Origin of the sequence: Rhodoblastus acidophilus (genome assembly GCF_025961575.1) — a bacterium.
GTDB lineage: Bacteria > Pseudomonadota > Alphaproteobacteria > Rhizobiales > Beijerinckiaceae > Rhodoblastus > Rhodoblastus acidophilus_C.
The window spans coordinates 1-20762 of record NZ_JAOQNX010000050.1 but is presented as its reverse complement, the minus strand read 5'-3'; the positions used below and the strand labels follow the sequence as shown (position 1 = coordinate 20762).

The window sequence follows — 20762 nt, the reverse complement described above, 5'->3', positions numbered from 1 at the left end:
CATGACAACTGCCCCCGGCCTCACAAGCCAATGAATCAGCTGTCATGAGCGTCAGCAATCGAAAAAGTCACAGACTCTCAGGGTGAGGGCTACTCCATTGTATACATAAAAGAATCCCTCATGGTGAGGAGGCCGCGCAGCGGCCGTCTCGAACCATGGCGGCTGCGGCCGACTTCACAAAAGGTTGATAACCATGAGAATTGGCGCGAGTTAAGGAATGGTGCAGCTTACGGTTGGGAACAAAGTCGTCGATTGCCATGACCGGGCGCTTGAATGAAAATGCAAATTATTCGCACTCAAATTAAGGCTGACATTGAGAAATATCAGCGCTTATTGGTTATGGCGAAACGCAATTCTGATGCGTCGTCGGATGCGGTCGCAACGATCGAGCGCAGTATTGCCAACCTGAGACGAATGTTGGACGGCTCATCGAGCCAAAACAGTCACGAATGACCAAACAGCAACCGTCTTTGAAATCAGCGCATTTTTGGCCAAAGCGCCGCAAGGCGCGAAGGAGAATATGCGTCACCCGTTCGGCAGGTTCCGCGCCAGCGCCTCCAGCACGGCCATGCGCACCGCCACGCCCATTTCCACCTGTTCGCGAATGAGGCTCTGGTCGCCGTCGGCGACGCTGGAATCGATTTCCACGCCGCGGTTCATCGGGCCGGGGTGCATCACCAGCGCGTCCGGCCGGGCATAGGCGAGCTTTTCGGCGTCCAGCCCAAAAAACCGGAAATATTCGCGGGTCGACGGGATGAAAGCGCCGGACATGCGCTCGCGTTGCAGGCGCAGCATCATCACGATGTCCGCGTCTTTAAGGCCTTCGCGCATGGTGTGATACACCTCGACGCCCAAATTCGCTATGCCGGTCGGCATCAGGGTCGAGGGGCCGACGACACGGACGCGGGCGCCGAGCGCCGACAGCAGGATGATGTTGGAGCGGGCCACGCGCGAATGCAGCACGTCGCCGCAGATCGCCACATTCAGATTTTCGATGCGGCCCTTGTTGCGGCGAATGGTGAGGGCGTCGAGCAGGGCCTGGGTCGGGTGCTCGTGGGCGCCGTCGCCGGCATTGACCACGGCGCAGTCCACCTTGCGCGCCAGAAGATGGGCGGCGCCGGCCTGGGCGTGGCGGACGACGATAATGTCGGGGCGCATGGCGTTGAGGGTCATCGCCGTGTCGATCAGCGTCTCGCCCTTCTTCACCGAAGAGGTCGCCACCGACATGTTCATCACATCGGCGCCCAGACGCTTGCCCGCCAGCTCGAACGAGCTTTGCGTCCGCGTCGAATTCTCGAAGAACAGGTTGATGAGCGTGCGACCGGCGAGCGACGCCTTGTGCTTCTGCACCTGTCGCGAGACGGCGACCGCCTCCTCCGCCAGATCGAGCAGGTGGAGGATTTCGAGCCGGTTGAGGCCCTCGATCCCGAGAAGATGACGTTGCGAAAAGGTGTAGGCCGGGCTCATGAGGACGGTAGTAGTGGAGCGGCGCGGTCCTCGCAAGCGTGTCGGCGCCGCAGCGGGCTGCTGAGCAAATTTTGAGCGAATGGTTTCTGCCCATTTGACAGTTTCGCGAGCCTCCCCCATGTTCCGCCGCTGTTCACGTAAGCCCATCACGCCCAGATTTCGGATCCCCCATGGACGTCGTCATCGTCGAATCGCCGGCCAAGGCCAAGACGATCAACAAATATCTCGGCAAAAATTTCGAGGTCGTCGCCTCCTTCGGCCACGTCCGCGACCTCCCCGCCAAGGACGGGTCGGTCGATCCGGACGCCGATTTCAAGATGCTGTGGGAGACCGACGCCAAGGCCACTAAACGCCTGTCCGAGATCGCTTCGCTGGTGAAGGAGGCGGATCGCGTCGTGCTCGCCACCGACCCGGATCGCGAGGGAGAGGCCATTTCCTGGCATGTGCTCGAGATTCTGCGCAACAAGAAGGTGTTGAAGGACAAGCCGGTCCAGCGGGTCGTGTTCAACGCCATCACCAAGGATTCCATCCTCGAGGCGATGCGCAACCCGCGCGAGATCGACCAGAGCCTGGTCGACGCCTATCTGGCCCGGCGCGCTTTGGACTATCTGGTCGGCTTCAATCTTTCCCCCGTGCTGTGGCGCAAACTGCCCGGCGCCAAATCGGCGGGACGCGTGCAATCCGTCGCCCTGCGTCTGGTCTGCGACCGCGAGCTGGAAATCGAAAAATTCGTCGCCCGCGAATATTGGTCGCTGGTCGCGCATCTGCGCACCGCCAAGGACGCGCCTTTCCTGGCGCGGCTGGTCGGGGCGGACGGCAAGAAAATTTCGCGCCAGGATGTCGGGACCGGCGCCGAGGCCGAAGCTTTTAGGGCCGCGCTGGAGACGGCTTCCTTTACGGTGAAATCGGTCGAGGCCAAGCCGGCCAAGCGCCATCCCGCCGCGCCCTTCACCACTTCCACCCTCCAGCAGGAGGCGTCGCGAAAGCTCGGCATGGCGCCGGAAACCACCATGCGGGTGGCGCAAAAGCTTTATGAGGGCGTCGATCTCGGCGGCGAGACCGTTGGCCTTATTACCTATATGCGTACCGACGGCGTGGACGTGGCGCCCGAGGCGATCGCGGCCACACGAAGTGTGATCGGCAAGGAATTCGGCAAGGATTATGTGCCGGACGCGCCGCGCAAATATCAGGTGAAGGCGAAGAATGCGCAGGAAGCGCATGAGGCGATCCGCCCCACCGATCCCGCGCGCCTGCCGAAAAACGTCGCGCAATATTTGCAGCCGGATCAGGCCAAGCTTTACGAACTGATCTGGACCCGCCTGGTCGCCAGCCAGATGGAATCGGCGCTGCTGGAGCGCACCACCGTCGATATCGAGGCCAAGGCGGGCGCGCGCACGCTGGACCTGCGCGCCACCGGCCAGGTGGTGCGGTTCGACGGCTTCCTGAAATTGTATCAGGAAGGCAAGGACGACGAGGAGGACGAAGAATCCGGTCGTCTGCCCGCCATGAACGAGGGCGAGGCCTGCGCAAAAGACAAGATCGAGGCGACCCAGCATTTCACCGAGCCGCCGCCGCGCTACACCGAGGCGACGCTGGTCAAGCGCATGGAAGAGCTGGGCATCGGCCGCCCCTCCACCTATGCGTCGACGCTCGCCGTGCTGCGCGAGCGCGATTACGTCAAGCTGGAGAAAAAGCGCCTGATCCCCGAGGACAAGGGGCGGCTTGTCACCGCGTTCCTGGAAGGGTTTTTCGGGCGCTGGGTCGGCTATGACTTCACCGCCGACCTCGAAGGCCAGCTCGACCGGATTTCCAACGCGGAAATCGACTGGAAGCAGGTTTTGCGCGATTTTTGGGGGGACTTTTCCATCGCCGTCGGCGGCGCCATGGAATTGCGCACCACCGACATTCTCGAAAACCTCAACGAGCTCTTGGGTCCGCATATTTTCCCGGCCAAGGCGGATGGGAGCAGCCCCCGCGCCTGCCCGGCCTGCGCCAATGGGCAATTGTCGCTGAAACTGGGGAAATTCGGGGCCTTTATCGGCTGCTCGAACTATCCCGAGTGCAAGTTCACCCGCACTTTGGCCGATCGCGGCGAACAGGCCGAGGGCTCGCGTCCCGGCGTCAAAGTGCTGGGCGAGAACCCGGAGAACGGGCTGGAGATCACCCTGCGCGATGGCCGTTTCGGCGCCTATGTGCAGGAGGGCGAACCCGCCAGCAAGGAAGAAAAGCCCCGCCGGGCCTCCCTGCCCGCGACGCTGAAACCCGACGACGTCACGCTCGACAAGGCGCTGGCGCTGCTGTCGCTGCCGCGCGAAGTCGCCAGACATCCGGAGACCGGCGAGCCCATTCTCGCGGGCATCGGCCGCTACGGTTCTTACGTTCAGCACAAGAAGACCTACGCCAATCTCAGCAAGGACGACGACGTTCTGGAGATCGGCGGCAACCGCGCCATCGACCTGATCATGACCAAGGAAGCCGGCGGCGGGCGTGGCGGCGCGGGCGGCGAAATGAAAGTGTTCGGCGATCACCCGCAGGGCGGCGCCATTTCGCTGAAGGCGGGGCGGTTCGGGCCTTATCTGGCCTGGGGCAAGGTCAACGCCACCCTGCCCAAGGGCACGGACCTGCAAACGCTGACGCTGGAAGAGGCGACAAAAATCGTCGACGCCAAGGCGTCCGGCGCCCCGTCGGACGGGCGGCTGCTCGGCGAACATCCCGATGGCGGGCCGATCGCGGCGCGTCCGGGCCGGTTCGGCGCCTATGTGTCGTGGAACAAGGTCAACGCCACCCTGCCCAAGTCGATGACGCTGGAAACGGTGTCGCTGGAAGAGGCGATCCGTCTGATCGAGGATCGGATCGCCAGCGGCGGCGGCAAGCCGGCGAAAAAGGCTGCGGCGAAAAAACCGGCCGCCAAGAAGACCGCGGCGAAAAAGGCGGCGGACGAGGACGGCGAGACCAAGCCGGCGGCCAAGAAGGCGGCGGCGAAAAAGCCCGCGGCCAAAAAACCGGCGGCGAAGAAGAAGATCGAGGACAGCGACGAAACGCCGTTTTGACGGAAGGCGGTGGGACGAGAGAGAGCGCGCCTGTCATGAAAAAGAACGCCACTCCTCACGCCTCGCGCCGCGCCTTTTTGGCCGGCGCCGCGGCGTCGCCATTGCTCGCGACCGCGCCCGTCCACGCGCAGTCCAAGGCGGACGCGTCGGACAAGGCCATCGAGCCCATGGGCATCTGCTTTGAGGGCTGGCCCTATCCCGGCCCCATCAAATTCCTGGCGCTCGACCATGGCGAGCCCACGCGCATGGCCTATATGGATTTTCCCGCTGCGGACGGCCTCGCCAAAAATCGCGCCGTGATGCTGCTGCATGGGAAAAATTTCGACAGCTCCTATTGGACCGACACGATTGCTTTTCTGCGTCGCGCCGGTTTCCGGGTGATCGTTCCCGACCAGATCGGCTTCAACAAGTCGTCAAAACCGATCCGCACCTATTCCTTCACCGATCTCGTCGCCAACACGCTGGCGCTCGCCGACGGATTGGGGCTGCGCACGTTCGACGTCATCGGCCATTCCACCGGCGGCATGCTCGCGGTGCATCTGGCGGCAAAACATCCGGCGCGCGTGCGCAACCTCGTCCTCGAAGACCCGATCGGGCTGGTCGACTATCGCGATCACATTCCGCCGCAGACCCTGGCCACGCTGGAAAAGGCGGAGGCCGCCTATGACGAGGCGAGCTATCGCGCCTTTGTCGCGCGCTATTTCGTCAGCCTGCCGGCGGCGCAGTATGAAGCTTTCGTCACCAGCCGGATGCGGCTCGCTTTGTCGGGGGATTATCCCCGCTATCTGCGCGTCGTCGCCCTCACCTATCAGATGATTTACAACGAGCCGATCCGCAAACTGTTTGGCGCGCTCAAGCCGCCGACGCTGCTGCTGACGGGCGCGCAGGATAAGGCGACGCCGTTCCTCGCCTATGCCTCGGCCGAGGCGAAAAAACGGATCCCGCCTCTGGCGCAGGCGGCGCGCGACGTGGCGGCGGCGCATCCGGCGATCCGTCACGTCGAGTTCCCGGGCGTCGGCCATGTGCCGCATCTGGAGGCGCCGAAGGATTTTGAACGCGAAACCCTGGCGTTTCTCGGAACATAATGTTCGTCGCGGGCGCGCCGTGCGCGGCAAAATATAAATAAAATATTATTGCCTTGTTTTTGCCCCCAACTGGGTCTACCTTCAAAACATCGAAAATTTAGGCCGATGCCTTGGCCCCGCGTTTCATACGCAGCTGACGACCTCCCCCAAATCAATCGATAGAAAATGGCGCATCGCCTTGCGGTGGGCCATGTATAAACATGCGCGAAGGAGTCTCAGCATGGCGACCGGCACTGTCAAATGGTTCAACGGCCAAAAAGGCTTTGGTTTTCTGCAGCCCGACGATGGCGGCAAGGATGTGTTCGTGCACATCAGCGCCGTCGAACAGGCCGGGCTTTATGGCCTGACCGAAGGTCAAAAGCTCAGCTACGAGGTGACCGCGGATCGCCGCACCGGAAAATCCTCGGCCTCGCGTCTTCAGGCGATGGATTGAGCGCGACATAGAGGCGGGACGGGCGCCAACGAACCCGCGCCCTCCGCCTCGCCCAAGTCTGCTTCTCGCGCACGTGTCGCAGTCCACGGATGTACTGGCGTGATGCGTTGCGAGAACGAGGAGCCTCGGGACATCCCGAGGCTTTTTCTTTTCGTTCCAGGCTGAGGCTTGGAACAGGCGATGAAAGGATGCGCCATGCGCGAAAATTCGCGAACGAACCACCCCAGGCCGGTTGCTTCGACCGCAACCCACAAATTCGCGCCGGGGGCTCATGTCGTCCTGGAGGGAAAGTCCGACGACGCCGTGTTCAAGGTCACACGGCTGCTTCCCGACGGCGGGTCCGGCCTGCAATACCGGATCAAGAACGAGCAGGAAGGCTATGAGCGCGTCGCCGTCGAGAGACTGCTGACCGCCGTGCGCCAATAAGCCGTTAGATCGATCATCCTTTTTACGCATTTTCTTTGACGCGGAGCGGCAGTCCGTTCGCTCGAAAATGCTCTCGGCCTTTTTCCTCAGAGATTGGAGCCATCGTGCAAGTCTTGGTTCGTGACAACAATATCGATCAGGCGCTTCGCGTGCTGAAGAAGAAGCTTCAACGCGAAGGCGTGCTCCGCGAACTGAAGCAGCGCCGCGCCTATGAAAAACCCTCGGAGAAGCGCACGCGGGAAGCGGCCGAGGCGATCCGTCGCTCGCGCAAGCAGGCGCGCAAGAAAGCCCAATATGAGGGGCTGCTGCCCATGCCCAAACGCAAGCCCGCGCGCCCCCGGCGACCGGCCGCCGCCCCAGCCACGGCGGCAAATGTCTCGACGGCGACCCCCTCGGCTTGAGCGAGGGGTCGCGTTCCCTTCCTTCCGGAGATTTAAGAAAGTGCCGCGCAAACCTGGTTCAAAAAGCGAATTCGTCCTGTTCGACGTGATTTATGAAGACGGCGCCACGCGCTCCAACCGGCGCGTGCCCCGCGACATTCTGGGCGGCCTCGACGGCGATGAGCCGGCGCGGGCGTTCCTTGAGGCGCAAGATCAGGAAATCGCCCGGATGTCGCGCCACCCGATGGCGCCCATCAAAATGGTGCGGCGCTCGTAATCGCCGGCCGCCAAGCCAACAAGGATCAAGCGACATGTCAGACCGGCAAGAATTGTACCGCAGCCCCAACGGCGACGCCTGGTTCCTGGCGCGCGAGCCGGCCAATGGCCGCGCCTTCATCCTTCACCAGCCCAACGCGCCCTCGGGCGGGCATCTCTCGCCCATCGAACTCGTGACCTTCCTGAGCAAGGATGCGAATGCGCCGGAACGTCAGGCCTTGCTGCGCCTGATCGGAACCCTGGTGGAGGTTCCGCCCTACGCCGACCGGACCTGACGCTTAGGCAATCGATTCCGGCCGGAGCGCCACCACATTGGGGTCGACCCGCTCGAACGGGGAGGTCCAGGCGGCGTCTTCGGGATTGTTGAGTTTGCGCGCCCGCGGCAATTGCGCGGGATCGGAGACCAGACGCGCGATCTCATTGGCCGGACGCGGCCTGCTGAACAAAAAGCCTTGCGCCTCGTCGGCGCCATTGGCGCGCAGAATGTCGAGCTGCTCCTGGGTCTCCACGCCCTCGACCAGCATGTCGATGCTAAGCTCCTTCGCCAGCGCCCGCACCGCCTTGATGATCGCCAGAGCCGCGGCGTTCTTGCCCATGGCGCGGACGAAGGACTGGTCGATCTTCACCTTGTCCGGGCGGAAGCGGCTCAGATAGGCGAGCGACGAATAGCCCGTGCCGAAATCGTCGAGCGCCACGCGCACGCCCATATCGCGCAATTCGTCCAGCGTCGCCAAAACATTGTCCGCATCGCTCATCAGCGCGGATTCCGTGATTTCGGCTTCGAGGCGGTTGGGCGGAAATTTGGTGTCGCGCAGGGCGCGGCGCACCATTTCGGCGACGCCGCCGCGCGCGAACTGGTGGGCGGAAAAATTCACCGCGACCCGCACCGTGCGCGGCCAGCTCTTGGCGTCCTCGCAGGCCTGGCGCAGCACATATTCGCCGAGCGGAACGATCAGCCCGGATTCCTCGGCGATCGGAATGAACAGCGCCGGCGAAATCATGCCTTGCGTGGGGTGGCGCCAGCGCACCAGCGCCTCGCAGCAGCAGATGCGGCGCTTGGCAAGGCTGATGATCGGCTGGTAATGCACTTCGAGTTCGTTGCGGCCGATGCCGATGCGCAGGTCCTGCTCGATCTGCTGGCGGCGGCGGGCGTCCTCGGCCATGTCGCGGGTGAAATAGCGCCAGCCGCCGCGGCCGCTGTCCTTGGCCGCGTAAAGCGCCATGTCAGCGGCTTTCATCAGGTCGGAGGCGCTGGAGGAATCCTCAGGCGCCAGCGCCACGCCGACCGAGGCGCCGATCAGCAGCTTCGACCCCTCGATCTGATAGGGCTCGCTCACCGCCTCGACGATGCGGGCGGCGAAATGGCCGGCCTGCTCGCGGTCCATCGGCGCGAGCACGACGAATTCGTCGCCGCCGAGCCGCGCCACCTCCTCGCCCTCGGCGGCGAGATCGAGCAGGCGCTTGGCCACCCGCGACAACAGCTTGTCGCCGGCGGCATGGCCCATGGTGTCGTTGACCTGCTTGAACCGGTCGAGATCGATCATGAAAATGGCGAAGGGACTGGCCGCGGCCTGAGCGCCCGCCTCTTCCAGGATTTCGCGGAAGGCGGCGCGATTGGCCAGGCCGGTGACGTCGTCGGTGCGCGCCAGGCGCTCGATGCGCACCTCCTCGGCGCGGCGGCGCGTGGCGTCCTCGACCTGCAGCGACAGGCCGTCGGGCGTCGGCGAGAACACGAATTCCATGATCCGGTCGCCCGAGAGATCGACGCAGAGTTTTTGCTTCAGCTTCTTCTTTTGCGCCGCCGCCGCGAGGTCGAGAAGGCGGTCGATGTCGCCGCGATCTTTCAGCGGCAGCGCCAGCCGATGGCTCATCATGTCGGTCAGGGTGCGGCCGCGCGCCTCGTGGGGGGTGAGCTTGAACAGCCGCAGGAATTCGGCGTTGCCGGACAGGCAGACCTGCCCCTTGCCGAACAGGCCGAAACATTGGCTGACCCCGTTGAGCGCCGAGGTCAGCCGGTTTTCGGCCTCCGTCTCCGTCTCGGCGACGCGCTGGATGCGTCGAGAAATCAAGGGGAGGGCCAGGAACAGGGCGAGCACGCCGGCGACGCCGACATAGGCGTCGGGCGTGTGGCGCATCGCCAGGCCCACCGCCAGCGGCCCCAGCGCCAGCGCGCCGCGCCAGCGCGCCAGCGGCTGCGGCGCCTCGCTCTCCATGGCGAGCACGGCCTGGCCGAGCGCGGCGAGCGCGCCGGTCAGGCGCATGTCGGCGGGAACCGGCGGCGTGACGCTGACGAAAGCCATGGCGCCGGTGGTCAGCGCGGCGAAAGCGCCCGACCAGACCGGCCATTCCTCGGGCAGGTCGAATTTCGCCAGCGCGGCGAGGGAAGGAACGGCGCTGAGCAGCAGGGCGAGCAGGAAGGCGGCCGCGGCGGCGTCGGCCAGCAGACCGAAGCGGCAGACGAGAAGCGGCGCCGCCACGCAGAGAGCGCAGGCCAGATTGTAAAGCAGGTTTTGCGACCCGCCCCGCCGCACCGATGCGGCGCCGCCTGACTCCGCCACTTACGCCATCCCCTCGCCCCGGCGCCGGATGCGCCATAACGTCTTTTTAGCTTAAGGGTGTAAATAGAATGCAACCTTGAATTGAAACCATTTGGAAATTCGCGGCGCGCGTCTTTACGCCCGCCGAGGCGCTTGGCGGGCGGAAAGACGCGCCAAATTGGGGCGCCGAGCGACGCAGGTCAGGCTTTTCCCGGCGAAACCATGGAACGCTTTCCTAGCCATGAATGGCCGCGGCGCTCGCCGATTAAGCTTTAATTATAAGCTTAATGCCAGCTTGATCAATGACATAAGCGGAGTCTGTCATGAGCGCGTTGTTATATGGACTGTTGATCCTGGGCGCCGTCAGCGGGTCGGCGGCGGCGGCCTATTTCATCTCCATCTCGCGCGAACGATTGTGGCTGAAGAGCCAGAAATCCGAGGAACTCTATCGCCGCGCGGAAAAAACCTTTGTCGACGCCATGGCCTTCTTCCGCGCCCGCTACGACCTGGCGCAGACCCGGACCTTTCCGCGCGCCGCCGATGAGATGACCGCCCTCAACGAGGACGTCGCCGAACTGAACATTCTGGTCGGGCTTTATTTTCCCGCGCTCGGGCCGCAACTCGCGGCGGCCACCAATTCGCTGGCGGTCGCCTTCGACAGCTTGCGGCTGGCCGAAGCCGCCGACCTGAACAATCGCGAACGCGCGCTGGATAATCTCGATCTGGCGGTCGGCGGCATCCGCGAGGCCTTCGACCAGCTCAAGGGCGCGGCGCTGAGCGGCGGCCGGATCGACGGACGGCGTCGCGCCCTCCCCGCTCCCGGCGCGCGGCGCGCGGCCCGCGCCGCCATCGCCTGACGCCGACACGCGGCGACCCATGATAAGATCGGGACCCCTTTGGAGGTCCCGATCCATGCTTCCCGCCCTCGATCCCCTGATCGCCCTCGGCGTGCTCGCCTCCACGGCGGCGACCGACGCGGTCTATGTCCTGTTCAACGCCTCGGTCGCGGCGCGCCGGCGCGTCGCCGCCGCCAACTGGAGCAGCCTGTGGTATCTGATGTCGGCTTTCGCGGTGATCAGCTACACGTCGAACTGGCTTTATGTGCTGTTCGCGGCGCTGGGATCCTGGCTCGGCGGCTTCTTTTCCATCACCGCGCTGACCTGGATCGAGGCGCGCAAGGAAAGTTCACCGGACGGGCTCTAGAGGCTCAGCACATCCATCTCGGCCTCTCCTCGCCATCGGCCTCGATGACGGAGAGGGAGGAGAAGAAGACGATCGGCGAGACGCCGAGCAGACGGCAAATCTGTTGCAGGCTGCGCGCGTCGATGCGCTCGCGGCCGGTCTCGAAGCGGCGATATCGGATTTCGTCGACGCCGATCGCCTCGCAGACGCAAACGACGGAAAGACCGGCGCGGCGACGCGCCGCCTCAAGATTGCCGCCGACCATTCGGTCGATGGGATTCGGGTCCCTGCTTGACATCGCTGCACGATTCCTGCTGGAGCGCGCCCCGATTAACGCTAACGCAAGGTTTCCGATAGTGACCTTCGTCTTGTCCCGCCTATGCAAAAGGTCATAGGGCGCGCGAAAGAGACCGAAGGTTTTGCGCAAGCTCTGACGGTTAACCTTGGTCAATGCCGTCATAACTCCGGAGCATGACAAAATGCCGCTTTCCCGGCTTGCAAGATCGCGTTTCGCCGCCTCGACGGAAGACGAGCCCGCGCTCCTGCCCGCCCAGATCGACGGCGTGATCGAGGATGTGCGCGCCCGCCTGGCCTCCGACCCGGCCCAGGCCGCGCTGTCCAGCCTCCTGCCCGACTTGCGCGCGCATTGGCGCGAGCTGGTTGCGCAGCCGACGACTGAGGACCAGGTTTTGCGCGCCCGCCGGATCGGCGAGGCCCAGGCGCGCGCCGCGCTGTCGCCCAAAACCTTCGTCGAAACCTATGGCCTGTTGACCAGCGGGCTCGTCCGGGGCGCGCTGGGGCGCCAGTCCCGCGAAGCCGCCCTTGTGGGGCGGGTGCTCGACATGGTCTTCGCCGATATGGCGGCGAGCTTCGACGCCTATGTGTCCGGCTGCGACAGCGTCTCCCGCGAGAAGGAGGCCGCCGAACTGCTGCGCGCCGTCGATGCGGAAATGGTCGCCTCGAACGCGGCGGCGGAAACCCAATCCGGCGCGATGCGGGCCATTGTCGCCGATCTGGAAAAAGTCATCGGCGAATTGCGCGGCGGCGTCGCCCTGGTGACCGACGGCGCCGCAACCGCCAGCCAGTCCATCGGCGCCGTGGCCGCCGCGGTCGAGGAGCTGCACGCCTCGAGCCAGGAGGTCGGGCGCCAGGCCAATGACGCCAACGCCCTGGTGCATGACGCCGTCACCCGCGCCGACGGCGCCGAGCAGCGCTTTTCCGATCTCGCCTCCTGCGCGGCGCGGGTCACCGAGATCGTCACGCTGATCTCCGGCATCTCCAGCCAGACCAGCCTGCTGGCGCTCAACGCCACCATCGAGGCGGCGCGCGCCGGCGAAAGCGGGCGCGGTTTCGCCGTGGTCGCCAATGAGGTCAAGTCCCTGGCGCAGCGCACCAGCGTCGCCACCCGCGACATCGCCACCCAGATCGGCGAGATCGAGACCGCCGTGCGCTCCTCGGTCGCCTCGATGAAAGAAGTCCGCGACATTATCGGCCGCATCGCCGAAATCGCCAGCGCGGTGGCGCGCAGTTCGGACCAGCAGATCGGCGCCATCCAGGAAGTGGGGCAGAGCGCCAATTCCGCCGCCCAGGGCGCCGCCCAATTGGGCGGCAGCGTCGATCTCTTCAATGGCGCGGTCGGCGAGGCCGATGAGGCCACGGAAAAGGTCGCCTCGCAATCGCGCCAGGTGAGCGCGCTCTCGGCGCATCTGACCAAGCGGCTTTCGGTGACGCTGAAGAATTTCGTCGACGTCGACCAGCGCAAGTTCCCGCGCTCGCCCGCCAAGATCGCCGCGCGCCTGAACTTTCGCGGCCAGACGGTTTCGGCCGAGGTGTTGGAGATTTCCGAGGGCTCGGCGCTGGTCAATGGCGTCCCGCTGCAAGCCGGCGATCTGGTCGAACTCGCGCTTCAGGACATTGGCGCGGTGCGCGCCCGCGCCCTGCCCGCCGATTTCGGCGTCAGGCTGCTGTTCACGGAAACGCCGAAACAGACCGCCGCGGCGTTGAAGGCGCTGATGGATCGGCTGCTGAGCAGGGAGCGCGCCTTGCGCGACATTGTGATCTCACGCGCCGCGATGATCTCGACGCTGTTCGAAAAATCCCTGGCTGCGGGAGCCATCGCCGAAGCCGATCTGTTCGACGTCAACTACATTCCGATCCCCGGGACCAATCCGCAGCAATTCCGCAACCGCGCTTTGGCGTTTCTCGAGGCCAATCTGCCCGCGATCCAGGAGCCGATTCTTGCGCTGGATTCGGCCATCGTGTTTTCGGCCGCCGTCGATCACAACGGCTATCTGCCGGTGCACAACAAGAAATATTCGGCGCCGCAGGGGCCGGACCCCGTGTGGAACAACGCCAACAGCCGCAACCGGCGCATTTTCGACGACATGACCGGGTTGATGGCGGGCCGCAACACCGCGGAAAGCCTGAGCCAGACCTATCCCCGCGATCTCGGCGGCGGCCAGGTGGCGCTGATCAAGGATATTTCGGCGCCGATTTTCGTGCGCGGCAAGCATTGGGGCGGGTTGCGCATGGGGGCGAAGATCGCCTGAACGACCGATCGCCTGAGCGACCGATCGCCGAGCGACCGCAGGCCGGTTTCCCCCGGCGCTCTGGCCAAGCGACGCCGGACCATGCGCCCATTCCGCGCCCGGCTTGAGCCGCCGCGCCGGCCCCGTGCTATTTTCGCGTCGCCTGCGAGGGCCGCGACGGATGCGGCGGCTTGTCGTGAATGGGCTTCGCGCCGGGCGGCGGATCGAAGGTCAGCGGCACGCCGATCAGCGCCGAATACATGCTTGCCGCGCCGTCGTCCTGCGAAACCGCGTCGATGATTTTTCTCCAGACGCCCATATGCGTTCCCCCCGGATGCAATTGACCGCGAAGGGAACGCAATGGCCGCGCTCGCGTTCCTTGCAGATCGGAACAGGACGCAGAACGCGGTCGGCTTTCCGGCAATGGCGGCGCGTCGGCCCCGTTTTTTTTTTGCGGGGCGGAGGAGAGCCCGATGAAGACGCAAGCATGATGGACGCGCCGAGCTTTCGCGCCGCCTATGCGCCGCCGGACGAGGATTTTTTGCATCGCTTTCGCGCCTCGGCGCGCGACGAAGCGGAAGCGGAGCGCGCCCTCGCCCGCGACCTGGTGCGCGCCGTGCGCGCAAAAGTGGGGGGCGTCGCCGGCGTCGAGGCGTTTTTGCAGGAGTTCAAACTGTCGTCGCGCGAGGGGCTCGCCATTATGGCGCTGGCGGAATCGCTGGTCCGCGCGCCCGACACTCCCACCGCCGACCTGCTGCTCGCCGACAAGCTCGCGGCGGGCGATTTCGGCGCCCATCGCGCGACATCGGAGCAGACGCTGATCCAGGCCTGCGCTTTCGCCCTCGGCGTGTCTTCTCGATTGGTTCAAGCCGATTTTTCCGCCCACAATCTTGCCGCCGGCGTGGCGCTGCGGCTCGGGGCGCCGGCTTTGCGCGCCGCCGCGCGACAAACGATCAAAGTGCTGGGCGGCCAATTTGTCTTCGCCGAGACCATCGCCGAGGCGTTTTCGCGCACGAAAAAAACCTCCGATCTGCACTCCTTCGACATGCTCGGCGAAGGCGCGCGCACGCGCGAGGACGCCGCGCGTTATTTCGACGCCTATGCGCAGGCCATCGTCGCCGTGGGCGAGGCGGCGCAGGGGGATTCGCCGCGCCAACGGCCGGGCGTGTCGGTGAAATTGTCCGCTCTGCATCCGCGTTACGAGGCTTTGTCGCGCGAGCGCGTGTTGGCTGAATTGCCGCAGCGCGTGCTGGAGCTGGCGCGGCTCGCCCGCGACCGCGACCTCGGCCTCACCGTCGACGCCGAAGAGGCGGATCGGCTGGAGCTGTCGTTAGAAATTTTTGGCCGCGTGCTCGCCGATCCCTCGCTGCGCGGCTGGGAGGGATTTGGCCTCGCGGTGCAGGCCTATCAAAAACGCGCGCTCGCACTGATCGATCATTTGCAGGCGCTGGCCGGCTTTTTCGGGCGCCGGCTGATGGTGCGGCTGGTCAAGGGCGCCTATTGGGACACAGAGATCAAGCGCGCGCAGGAGCGCGGGCTCGCGGATTATCCGGTGTTCACCCGCAAGGCGATGACCGATCTGAATTTTCTCGCCTGCGCGGAGAAACTGCTGGCCGCGCCCGCGCTTTATCCGCAATTCGCCACCCATAACGCCGTCACCGCCGCCGCGCTGCTGAGCCGCGCCGGCGCCGGGGCGCAATTCGAATTCCAGCGGCTGCATGGCATGGGCGAGGCCTTGCATTCCGCGCTGCGCGAACGCGCGCCTTGCCGGGTCTATGCGCCGGTGGGCGCGCAGCGCGACCTGCTCGCCTATCTGGCGCGGCGGCTGATCGAGAACGGCGCCAACGCCTCGTTCGTCGCCCGCGTCGCCGACCGGACTCTTGCTGACGACGCGCTGCTGGCGGACCCGCTGGAGGCGCTTGCGGACGGGCGGGCGCGGCATGCGTCATTGCGCAAGCCCGATGACATTTATCTGCCGCTGCGCCGCAATTCGCGCGGCGTCGAGTTTGGCTGCTCCGCAGATTTGGCGGCGCTGCTCGCCGAGATCGCGCCGCATAGCGGGCGACGCGTGGACGCCTTGCCGAGCGTCGCCTGCCGGGCGGCGGCGCGCCCGCGACAATCGCCTGTGGACGGCGAGGTGATCGGAACCGTCGTCGAAGCCGATGAGGAGGCGGCGGATCGCGCCTTGAGCCTGGCGCAAGCCGCCTTTCCGGCATGGCGGGCAACACCCGTCGAACAGCGCGCGCGCCTGCTCGAGGCCGCCGCCGATGCTTTTGAGGCGCGGCGCGGCCGGTTGATCGCCTTGCTGCAGGACGAGGCCGGCAAGACGCTCGACGACGCGCTCGCCGAAGTGCGGGAGGCCGCCGACCTTTGCCGCACTTACGCGACGCAGGCGCGGCGGCTTTGCGCCACCAAAACCTTGCCGGCGGTCGCGGGGGAATCCAATCGCTACGAACGCGGCGGGCGCGGGCTGTTCGTCTGCATCTCGCCGTGGAATTTTCCCTTGGCCATTTTCGTCGGCCAGATCGCGGCGGCTTTGGCGACGGGCAATTGCGTCCTCGCCAAGCCGGCGGAACAGACGCCGCTGATCGCCCGCGAGGCCGTCGACATTTTGTTGGCCGCGGGCGTTCCCTCGGGCGTTTTGCAGTTCCTGCCGGGCTCGAAAAGGCTTGGCGCGTTTTTGGTCGGCGATGCGCGCATTGGCGGGGTCGTGTTCACCGGATCGTTGGCGACGGCGCGCGCGATCCAGACGGCTTTGGCGCAACGCGCGGGCGGCCTCATCCCGCTGATCGCCGAAACCGGCGGCGTCAATGCGATGATTGTCGATTCCACCGCTCTGCTCGAGCAGGTGACCGACGATGTCTTGACCTCGGCCTTTCGTTCGGCGGGACAGCGCTGCTCCGCGTTGCGTCTGCTGTGCCTGCAAGAGGATATCGCGCAACCGGCGCTCGACATGCTGATCGGCGCGGCGCGCGAATTGAAGGTCGGCGACCCCCGAAAAATTTGCACGCATGTCGGCCCGGTGATCGACGCCGAGGCCAAGGCGAAATTGGACGCGGCGATTTCAGGTTCTGCGGGACACGCGCTTTTTGCCGGCGCGGCGCCTGCGGGGTCTTTCGTCGCGCCGCATATTGTGCGGATCGGGCGCCCGCGCGACCTGACGAGCGAGATTTTCGGGCCTGTGCTGCATGTGACGACCTGGCGCGCGGATAAATTCTCGGCTTTGCTCGACGAGATCGCCTCCACCGGCTTCGGTCTGACGCTTGGCCTGCACACGCGGATCGAGCGGCGCATCGCCGAATTTTTCGCCCGCGCGCCCGCCGGCAATCTCTACGTCAACCGCAACATGATCGGCGCCGTGCCGGGCGCGCAGCCGTTTGGCGGGCATGGGCTGAGCGGCTCCGGCCCCAAGGCCGGCGGGCCCGATTATCTGCGCCGTTTCCTGCGCGAGACCACGATGACGGTGAACACGGCGGCCTTTGGCGGCGACGCCGGACTTTTGGCGCTGGACGATTAGGCGGTTTTGTTTCGAGAATAATGGAGATCGCCGCGCGTGATGACGCGATCGGTTTCGACAATGGCGTCGGCTTCGATGTCCGGCGCCGCGCCCAGGCGCGCGTAGAGCGGGGCGAAATCCTGGTCGCAGGCGCGGCGCAGGCTGTCGAAATTTTCGATGACAAAATAACACTGCTGGAAATCGTCGATGCGGTATTTTGTGCGCATGATGCGTTCGAGGTCGAAGGCGAGGCGGTGCGGCGAGGCGTCGTCCAGCGCGAACACAGCTTCGGCCGGCGAGGACAGCAAGCCGGCGCCGAAAATTCTTAAACCCTCCGGGGTGTCGATCAGGCCGAACTCGACGGTGCGCCAATAAAGGCGCGCGAGATTGCGCAGGCGCCCCAGTTTGAGCGCGCGACAGCCGCCCCGGCCGTAGGCCTCCATGAAGCGCGCGTAAACGGGATCGGCGAGCAGCGGCGCATGGCCGAACACGTCGTGGAACACGTCGGGCTCTTCGAGATAGTCGAGTTCGCTTTCGCGACGAATGAAGGCGCCGGCGGGAAAGCGGCGGTTGGCGAGATGGGTGAAGAACATCTCGTCCGGGATCAGGCCAGCGACCGGGACCACGCGCCAGCCGGTCAGCGCCTGCAAGCGTTGCGAAAGCGTGTCAAAATCGGGAATGCCGGCGCCGGACAGGCCGAGCTTGGCCTTGGCGTCGAGAAAAGCCTGGCAGGCGCGGCCGGGAAGCAGCCGGGCCTGCCGGTCGAACAGGCGCCGCCAGCGGTCGTGCTCCTGCGCCGAATAGGACGGCCAATCCTGCTCTATGGTCCAGTCCGCTTTTTTGGGGACGTCGACATAGCGGTTGCGTGTCGGGGCCTCCGCCATCGCTCCCTCCTCTTCATGTCAGATGGCGCCGCGCGCCATTGAAATAAAGAGCCGGATTATGGCGCGGGGAGGCGCGGCATCAGCCTCTTGTTCAGGCGGACCATCAAGGCGATGCCGAACAAGGGCGTGAACAGGTTCAGGATGGGCGTCACCACGACCAAAGCAATGACCAGGCCGTAGGCGTAAATCTTGAGCTGGTTGAGCTGGCGCAGCGCCCGGATCGCTTCGCTGGTCATGAACCGCGACGCGGCCATTTCAAAATATTCGCGGGAGAACAGGTAGGCGTTCGCGGCGAAGAAGATGATGGCGTTCACCCCGGGCAGCAGCCAGAGGAGGAAGGCCGCGATGTTGACGGCCAGCGACACCAGCGAAAACCTGAGGGCCAAGGCGAGCGACTCGGACAGGGGCGCCGCGACGCCTTTTCGCCCGTCGGGATAGATCCCGGCTTCGACGTGTTCGGCGAGTTCGTCGAGGAAAAATCCGGCGACGAGCATCGACACCGGCGCGACCAGGAAGAACAGCCCGACCGAAAGCCCGAGGGCGGCGATCACCTTGACGATCATCGCGATCCAGGGCGCCACGTTGGTGGTCTCGTAGAGCGCCAGTCTGTCGAGCATGAGTCCCAGCGCGATCAGAATCGTCACGGTCAGGCCGAGGGATTTCGCCATGACGGAGCGAAAGGGCGGCGTGAAGATTTCCCGTAAACTGGCGTAGGCGTCTTGAAACATCCAAAGCTCCAAACGGCGCGCCCCCGTCCGGGGGCTCTCATTCCAGCAGAACGAATAGCCGAAAAATGGGGAGACGCCACGATTTCTGCGCCGCCGCCGCGCTGCGCGCGTCCGCAGGGGCGCGAAGCGTCATACGTCTGTCACAATCACAGGGCATTCTACGCTCAATTCCAAGGCGAGCTCGGATGTACAGACGCCTTGGAGCGGGCCCCGCACGGTGAAAACCGCTGGCGGGGTTTTTCTTTCTGCGACGTTTGTGTTCGCAATTCTCGGCAACCAGGCTGCACATGGCGACCGCGTCATCCTTGTCATGATTTGGCAATTTGCCGCGATCACGGGGCGTGGATTTGAACGGCGGTCGAAACAGCGCGTTGGCGGCTCAGGTCGTCCGCAACAATAAAAAACTCATGATTTCAAATAATTAAAAATTGAATTTTGAACCCAATCCGTCCTCTCCGCGTTCATCGAAAAGGTCAATGTGGAGGGCTAGCATATGACTGAACAAAATCGAGCGACAAGCGTTCGGGAGTTTCTTCGGCAAACCACGGGTATGGAACGTGTTGCAGTGATGCTCTCGGCTGTACTGATGCTTGGGCCGCTGGTTCCCTGGCAAATGCTGAAGAATTTGGTGGGCTGACTTTAACAAAGGAGGGGGCGCAGGGTCACAGCCTGACGGCGGTCCCGCGAAAGCAAAGCCGGGCTTTCCCACTCTGCCGCGAAGGGCTCCCTTAAGATCACGGCGCCATGCGGTTTTCGTTACCCTCCTGACCAAATGGTCTGGGGGGCGTCGCATGGCGTTTCTAAGGTCTTGAAAGACTGGCAGGAGTGGCCGGGCTCGAACCGACGACACCCGGTTTTGGAGACCGGTGCTCTACCAACTGAGCTACACTCCTACGCGCCGAAGCGTGTGTCCTTCTAATCGGAATGACCGCCGTAACGCAAGCCCACGCGACGCTTAAATAGACGAAAAAAAGCGTGGCGCGGTCAAAATGTCGAGGACGCCACGAACAATCAATCCATACAGCGTATCGAAACGGACGAAGTCGTGCCCTCCGGACACGGCCTCCTCGCGTGCACGAGCATAGCTCTAGCGGACGCCTCTCGAGCTACAGTGAGCCTCTACTATCGGCCTAAACTCGCCGTAAATGCTGGGTTTTCGCTAGCTTCTTCTATGACGAATCTTATCACGCTTAAGAGCACAATTCTTTCTTTTTCGATCGCTACGTGCATTGATTCACGCTCATCAAATTTCATTTGTCCAGTCAACTTCCCTCGCTTTCCAAATGGAAAGTCTGCGATGATTACCGGAGTTGACGCAGTGAGGATTGCGTACCTGAGTGTTCTTACCGAAAAATCCGAAACATACCCGAGAAACGGCGGCCACTCCAAAGGCCCATCCGGATTGTCGTCGCTGTTTATGAGGAACCTTGTCATCGACGCGGCCACGAACGATGGATGGGCTGCCAGGGACAGAATGGTGTCTTCTTCTCGTAGCCATTCCAACCATTCTGTTAAAAACTTTTCGTCCAAGCTATCTCCAACAGCAGCTCGAATAACGGCTTTTCGCGCCTTCAGAGACTTGACGTTGCGATGCCAAAACAAGTTCGCGTCACTAAACTCTTCCTTTTGAAATTCGGCGACCAATCCCGGCTCGACAAGCAGCAGCGACAAGGTCTCGACATACTCACACAGTGAGCGGAGGAGGATTTTTGCGGCGAGATCATGCCCTAGGGTAACTTGATGACGAATGGAAATCATCAACGACACTATCGCGGAACATAGGGACGCATAAGCTGCACGCGATTTTATTTGCTCTCCGGTTCCAGAATAACATAGAACCGTTGCCACTCGGGTATACCAAGACACAAACTGATCGAAGAGAACAATATTGTTCCTGATACATTTATTAAACAGTGACGCATTCCTGCGAGTGGTCTCTTTGTAAAACGAACACATCGACAAGGCGTCTTTTGCTGAGAATTTCTCGGCATCGTTTTTCCAAAAAGACTGCAATAATCGTATCGCTTCTTTCATCGCTTAACCTAAACGCCGTGCGCAAGATAACATGCGCTAAACGGCGCATCATAGGTCGAAACAAGTGAGCGAATCACAAAAAAGGGGAGCCTCTAGGCTCCCCCAAAAATCCCGTTCTTGCGAACGATTACTCGATGATCGAAGCGACGACGCCGGCCCCGACGGTGCGGCCGCCTTCGCGGATGGCGAAGCGCAGCTTCTCTTCCATCGCGATCGGAACGATCAGCGACACGTCCATCGAAATGTTGTCGCCCGG

General features: G+C 63.8%; 19 protein-coding genes, 1 tRNA gene and 1 pseudogene. 12 read left to right on the top strand and 9 right to left on the bottom strand.

Annotated elements, in window-relative coordinates:
• Positions 1-273 precede the first annotated feature (273 nt).
• Complete coding sequence (locus M2320_RS22460) at positions 274-453, top strand: hypothetical protein (protein WP_184429390.1); 180 nt, start codon at positions 274-276, stop codon at positions 451-453.
• Between the two features lie 72 nt (positions 454-525).
• Here the strand turns inward: M2320_RS22460 and M2320_RS22455 are convergent, their stop codons facing one another.
• Positions 526-1467, bottom strand: coding sequence for an aspartate carbamoyltransferase catalytic subunit (locus tag M2320_RS22455; protein ID WP_264599210.1), 942 nt, complete (start codon positions 1465-1467; stop codon positions 526-528).
• Between the two features lie 170 nt (positions 1468-1637).
• On the opposite strand from M2320_RS22455, the gene topA reads away from it, so the two are divergent.
• The 7 genes from topA to M2320_RS22420 all read left to right on the top strand — a co-directional run bounded on the left by topA (position 1638) and on the right by M2320_RS22420 (position 7392).
• Positions 1638-4517, top strand: coding sequence for a type I DNA topoisomerase (topA, locus tag M2320_RS22450; RefSeq protein WP_264599209.1), 2880 nt, complete (start codon positions 1638-1640; stop codon positions 4515-4517).
• 35 nt (positions 4518-4552) lie between these two features.
• On the top strand, positions 4553-5602 hold the full coding sequence (locus tag M2320_RS22445) for an alpha/beta fold hydrolase (protein WP_264599208.1): 1050 nt from the start codon (positions 4553-4555) through the stop codon (positions 5600-5602).
• A gap of 220 nt (positions 5603-5822) precedes the next feature.
• Entirely contained in the window at positions 5823-6035 is a 213-nt protein-coding gene (locus M2320_RS22440) for a cold-shock protein (protein ID WP_264599207.1), read from the top strand.
• Between the two features lie 195 nt (positions 6036-6230).
• Entirely contained in the window at positions 6231-6461 is a 231-nt protein-coding gene (locus tag M2320_RS22435) for a hypothetical protein (RefSeq protein ID WP_264599206.1), read from the top strand.
• Positions 6462-6565: 104 nt separating this feature from the next.
• On the top strand, positions 6566-6862 hold the full coding sequence (gene rpsU / locus M2320_RS22430) for a 30S ribosomal protein S21 (RefSeq protein WP_264599205.1): 297 nt from the start codon (positions 6566-6568) through the stop codon (positions 6860-6862).
• Between the two features lie 40 nt (positions 6863-6902).
• Positions 6903-7118 (top strand): hypothetical protein, encoded by a 216-nt coding sequence (locus tag M2320_RS22425; protein ID WP_184429397.1) that lies wholly within the window; start codon positions 6903-6905, stop codon positions 7116-7118.
• A 34-nt stretch (positions 7119-7152) separates the two neighbouring features.
• Positions 7153-7392, top strand: a complete 240-nt coding sequence (locus M2320_RS22420; RefSeq protein WP_264599204.1) for a hypothetical protein — start codon at positions 7153-7155, stop codon at positions 7390-7392.
• Positions 7393-7395: 3 nt separating this feature from the next.
• Here the strand turns inward: M2320_RS22420 and M2320_RS22415 are convergent, their stop codons facing one another.
• The gene (locus M2320_RS22415; RefSeq protein ID WP_264599203.1) at positions 7396-9675 is read right to left on the bottom strand and encodes a putative bifunctional diguanylate cyclase/phosphodiesterase; all 2280 of its coding nucleotides are present in this window, start codon (positions 9673-9675) and stop codon (positions 7396-7398) included.
• A 302-nt stretch (positions 9676-9977) separates the two neighbouring features.
• On the opposite strand from M2320_RS22415, the gene M2320_RS22410 reads away from it, so the two are divergent.
• A complete protein-coding gene (locus M2320_RS22410; RefSeq protein ID WP_264599202.1) occupies positions 9978-10511 on the top strand; it encodes a hypothetical protein in 534 nt (177 codons plus the stop codon).
• A gap of 55 nt (positions 10512-10566) precedes the next feature.
• Positions 10567-10857 (top strand): hypothetical protein, encoded by a 291-nt coding sequence (locus M2320_RS22405; protein ID WP_264599201.1) that lies wholly within the window; start codon positions 10567-10569, stop codon positions 10855-10857.
• Between the two features lie 4 nt (positions 10858-10861).
• Here M2320_RS22405 and M2320_RS22400 read toward each other — a convergent pair whose 3' ends face one another.
• Complete coding sequence (locus M2320_RS22400) at positions 10862-11134, bottom strand: helix-turn-helix domain-containing protein (RefSeq protein ID WP_264599200.1); 273 nt, start codon at positions 11132-11134, stop codon at positions 10862-10864.
• A 181-nt stretch (positions 11135-11315) separates the two neighbouring features.
• Between M2320_RS22400 and M2320_RS22395 the strand changes: the two genes are divergently transcribed.
• On the top strand, positions 11316-13385 hold the full coding sequence (locus M2320_RS22395) for a methyl-accepting chemotaxis protein (protein WP_264599199.1): 2070 nt from the start codon (positions 11316-11318) through the stop codon (positions 13383-13385).
• Between the two features lie 127 nt (positions 13386-13512).
• Here M2320_RS22395 and M2320_RS22390 read toward each other — a convergent pair whose 3' ends face one another.
• Entirely contained in the window at positions 13513-13683 is a 171-nt protein-coding gene (locus M2320_RS22390; RefSeq protein WP_264599198.1) for a hypothetical protein, read from the bottom strand.
• A gap of 168 nt (positions 13684-13851) precedes the next feature.
• Here M2320_RS22390 and putA point away from each other — a divergent pair, with 168 nt between their 5' ends.
• Positions 13852-16881, top strand: a complete 3030-nt coding sequence (putA, locus tag M2320_RS22385; RefSeq protein WP_264599197.1) for a bifunctional proline dehydrogenase/L-glutamate gamma-semialdehyde dehydrogenase PutA — start codon at positions 13852-13854, stop codon at positions 16879-16881.
• On the opposite strand, the gene phhA is transcribed toward putA, so the two are convergent.
• The 5 genes and pseudogenes from phhA to tuf all read right to left on the bottom strand — a co-directional run.
• Positions 16878-17744, bottom strand: coding sequence for a phenylalanine 4-monooxygenase (phhA, locus tag M2320_RS22380; protein ID WP_264599196.1), 867 nt, complete (start codon positions 17742-17744; stop codon positions 16878-16880). The genes putA and phhA overlap by 4 nt on opposite strands.
• A gap of 56 nt (positions 17745-17800) precedes the next feature.
• Positions 17801-18472, bottom strand: coding sequence for a sulfate transporter family protein (locus M2320_RS22375; protein ID WP_264599195.1), 672 nt, complete (start codon positions 18470-18472; stop codon positions 17801-17803).
• An 817-nt stretch (positions 18473-19289) separates the two neighbouring features.
• A tRNA-Trp gene (locus M2320_RS22370) sits at positions 19290-19365 on the bottom strand.
• A gap of 229 nt (positions 19366-19594) precedes the next feature.
• A complete protein-coding gene (locus tag M2320_RS22365; RefSeq protein WP_264599194.1) occupies positions 19595-20506 on the bottom strand; it encodes a hypothetical protein in 912 nt (303 codons plus the stop codon).
• A gap of 127 nt (positions 20507-20633) precedes the next feature.
• Positions 20634-20762: pseudogene (tuf, locus tag M2320_RS22360) on the bottom strand (elongation factor Tu); the annotation flags it as partial.

What these genes read in the sequence shown, in the direction of transcription:
- putA (WP_264599197.1), top strand. Translation starts at nt 13,852, where the DNA reads ATGATGGACGCGCCGAGCTTTCGCGCCGCCTATGCGCCGCCGGACGAG.
- M2320_RS22460 (WP_184429390.1), top strand. Translation starts at nt 274, where the DNA reads ATGAAAATGCAAATTATTCGCACTCAAATTAAGGCTGACATTGAGAAA.
- M2320_RS22455 (WP_264599210.1), bottom strand. Translation starts at nt 1,467, where the DNA reads ATGAGCCCGGCCTACACCTTTTCGCAACGTCATCTTCTCGGGATCGAG.
- M2320_RS22375 (WP_264599195.1), bottom strand. Translation starts at nt 18,472, where the DNA reads ATGTTTCAAGACGCCTACGCCAGTTTACGGGAAATCTTCACGCCGCCC.
- M2320_RS22365 (WP_264599194.1), bottom strand. Translation starts at nt 20,506, where the DNA reads ATGAAAGAAGCGATACGATTATTGCAGTCTTTTTGGAAAAACGATGCC.
- M2320_RS22390 (WP_264599198.1), bottom strand. Translation starts at nt 13,683, where the DNA reads ATGGGCGTCTGGAGAAAAATCATCGACGCGGTTTCGCAGGACGACGGC.
- M2320_RS22445 (WP_264599208.1), top strand. Translation starts at nt 4,553, where the DNA reads ATGAAAAAGAACGCCACTCCTCACGCCTCGCGCCGCGCCTTTTTGGCC.
- M2320_RS22400 (WP_264599200.1), bottom strand. Translation starts at nt 11,134, where the DNA reads ATGTCAAGCAGGGACCCGAATCCCATCGACCGAATGGTCGGCGGCAAT.
- topA (WP_264599209.1), top strand. Translation starts at nt 1,638, where the DNA reads ATGGACGTCGTCATCGTCGAATCGCCGGCCAAGGCCAAGACGATCAAC.
- M2320_RS22395 (WP_264599199.1), top strand. Translation starts at nt 11,316, where the DNA reads ATGCCGCTTTCCCGGCTTGCAAGATCGCGTTTCGCCGCCTCGACGGAA.
- M2320_RS22405 (WP_264599201.1), top strand. Translation starts at nt 10,567, where the DNA reads ATGCTTCCCGCCCTCGATCCCCTGATCGCCCTCGGCGTGCTCGCCTCC.
- M2320_RS22410 (WP_264599202.1), top strand. Translation starts at nt 9,978, where the DNA reads ATGAGCGCGTTGTTATATGGACTGTTGATCCTGGGCGCCGTCAGCGGG.
- M2320_RS22420 (WP_264599204.1), top strand. Translation starts at nt 7,153, where the DNA reads ATGTCAGACCGGCAAGAATTGTACCGCAGCCCCAACGGCGACGCCTGG.
- phhA (WP_264599196.1), bottom strand. Translation starts at nt 17,744, where the DNA reads ATGGCGGAGGCCCCGACACGCAACCGCTATGTCGACGTCCCCAAAAAA.
- M2320_RS22440 (WP_264599207.1), top strand. Translation starts at nt 5,823, where the DNA reads ATGGCGACCGGCACTGTCAAATGGTTCAACGGCCAAAAAGGCTTTGGT.
- M2320_RS22435 (WP_264599206.1), top strand. Translation starts at nt 6,231, where the DNA reads ATGCGCGAAAATTCGCGAACGAACCACCCCAGGCCGGTTGCTTCGACC.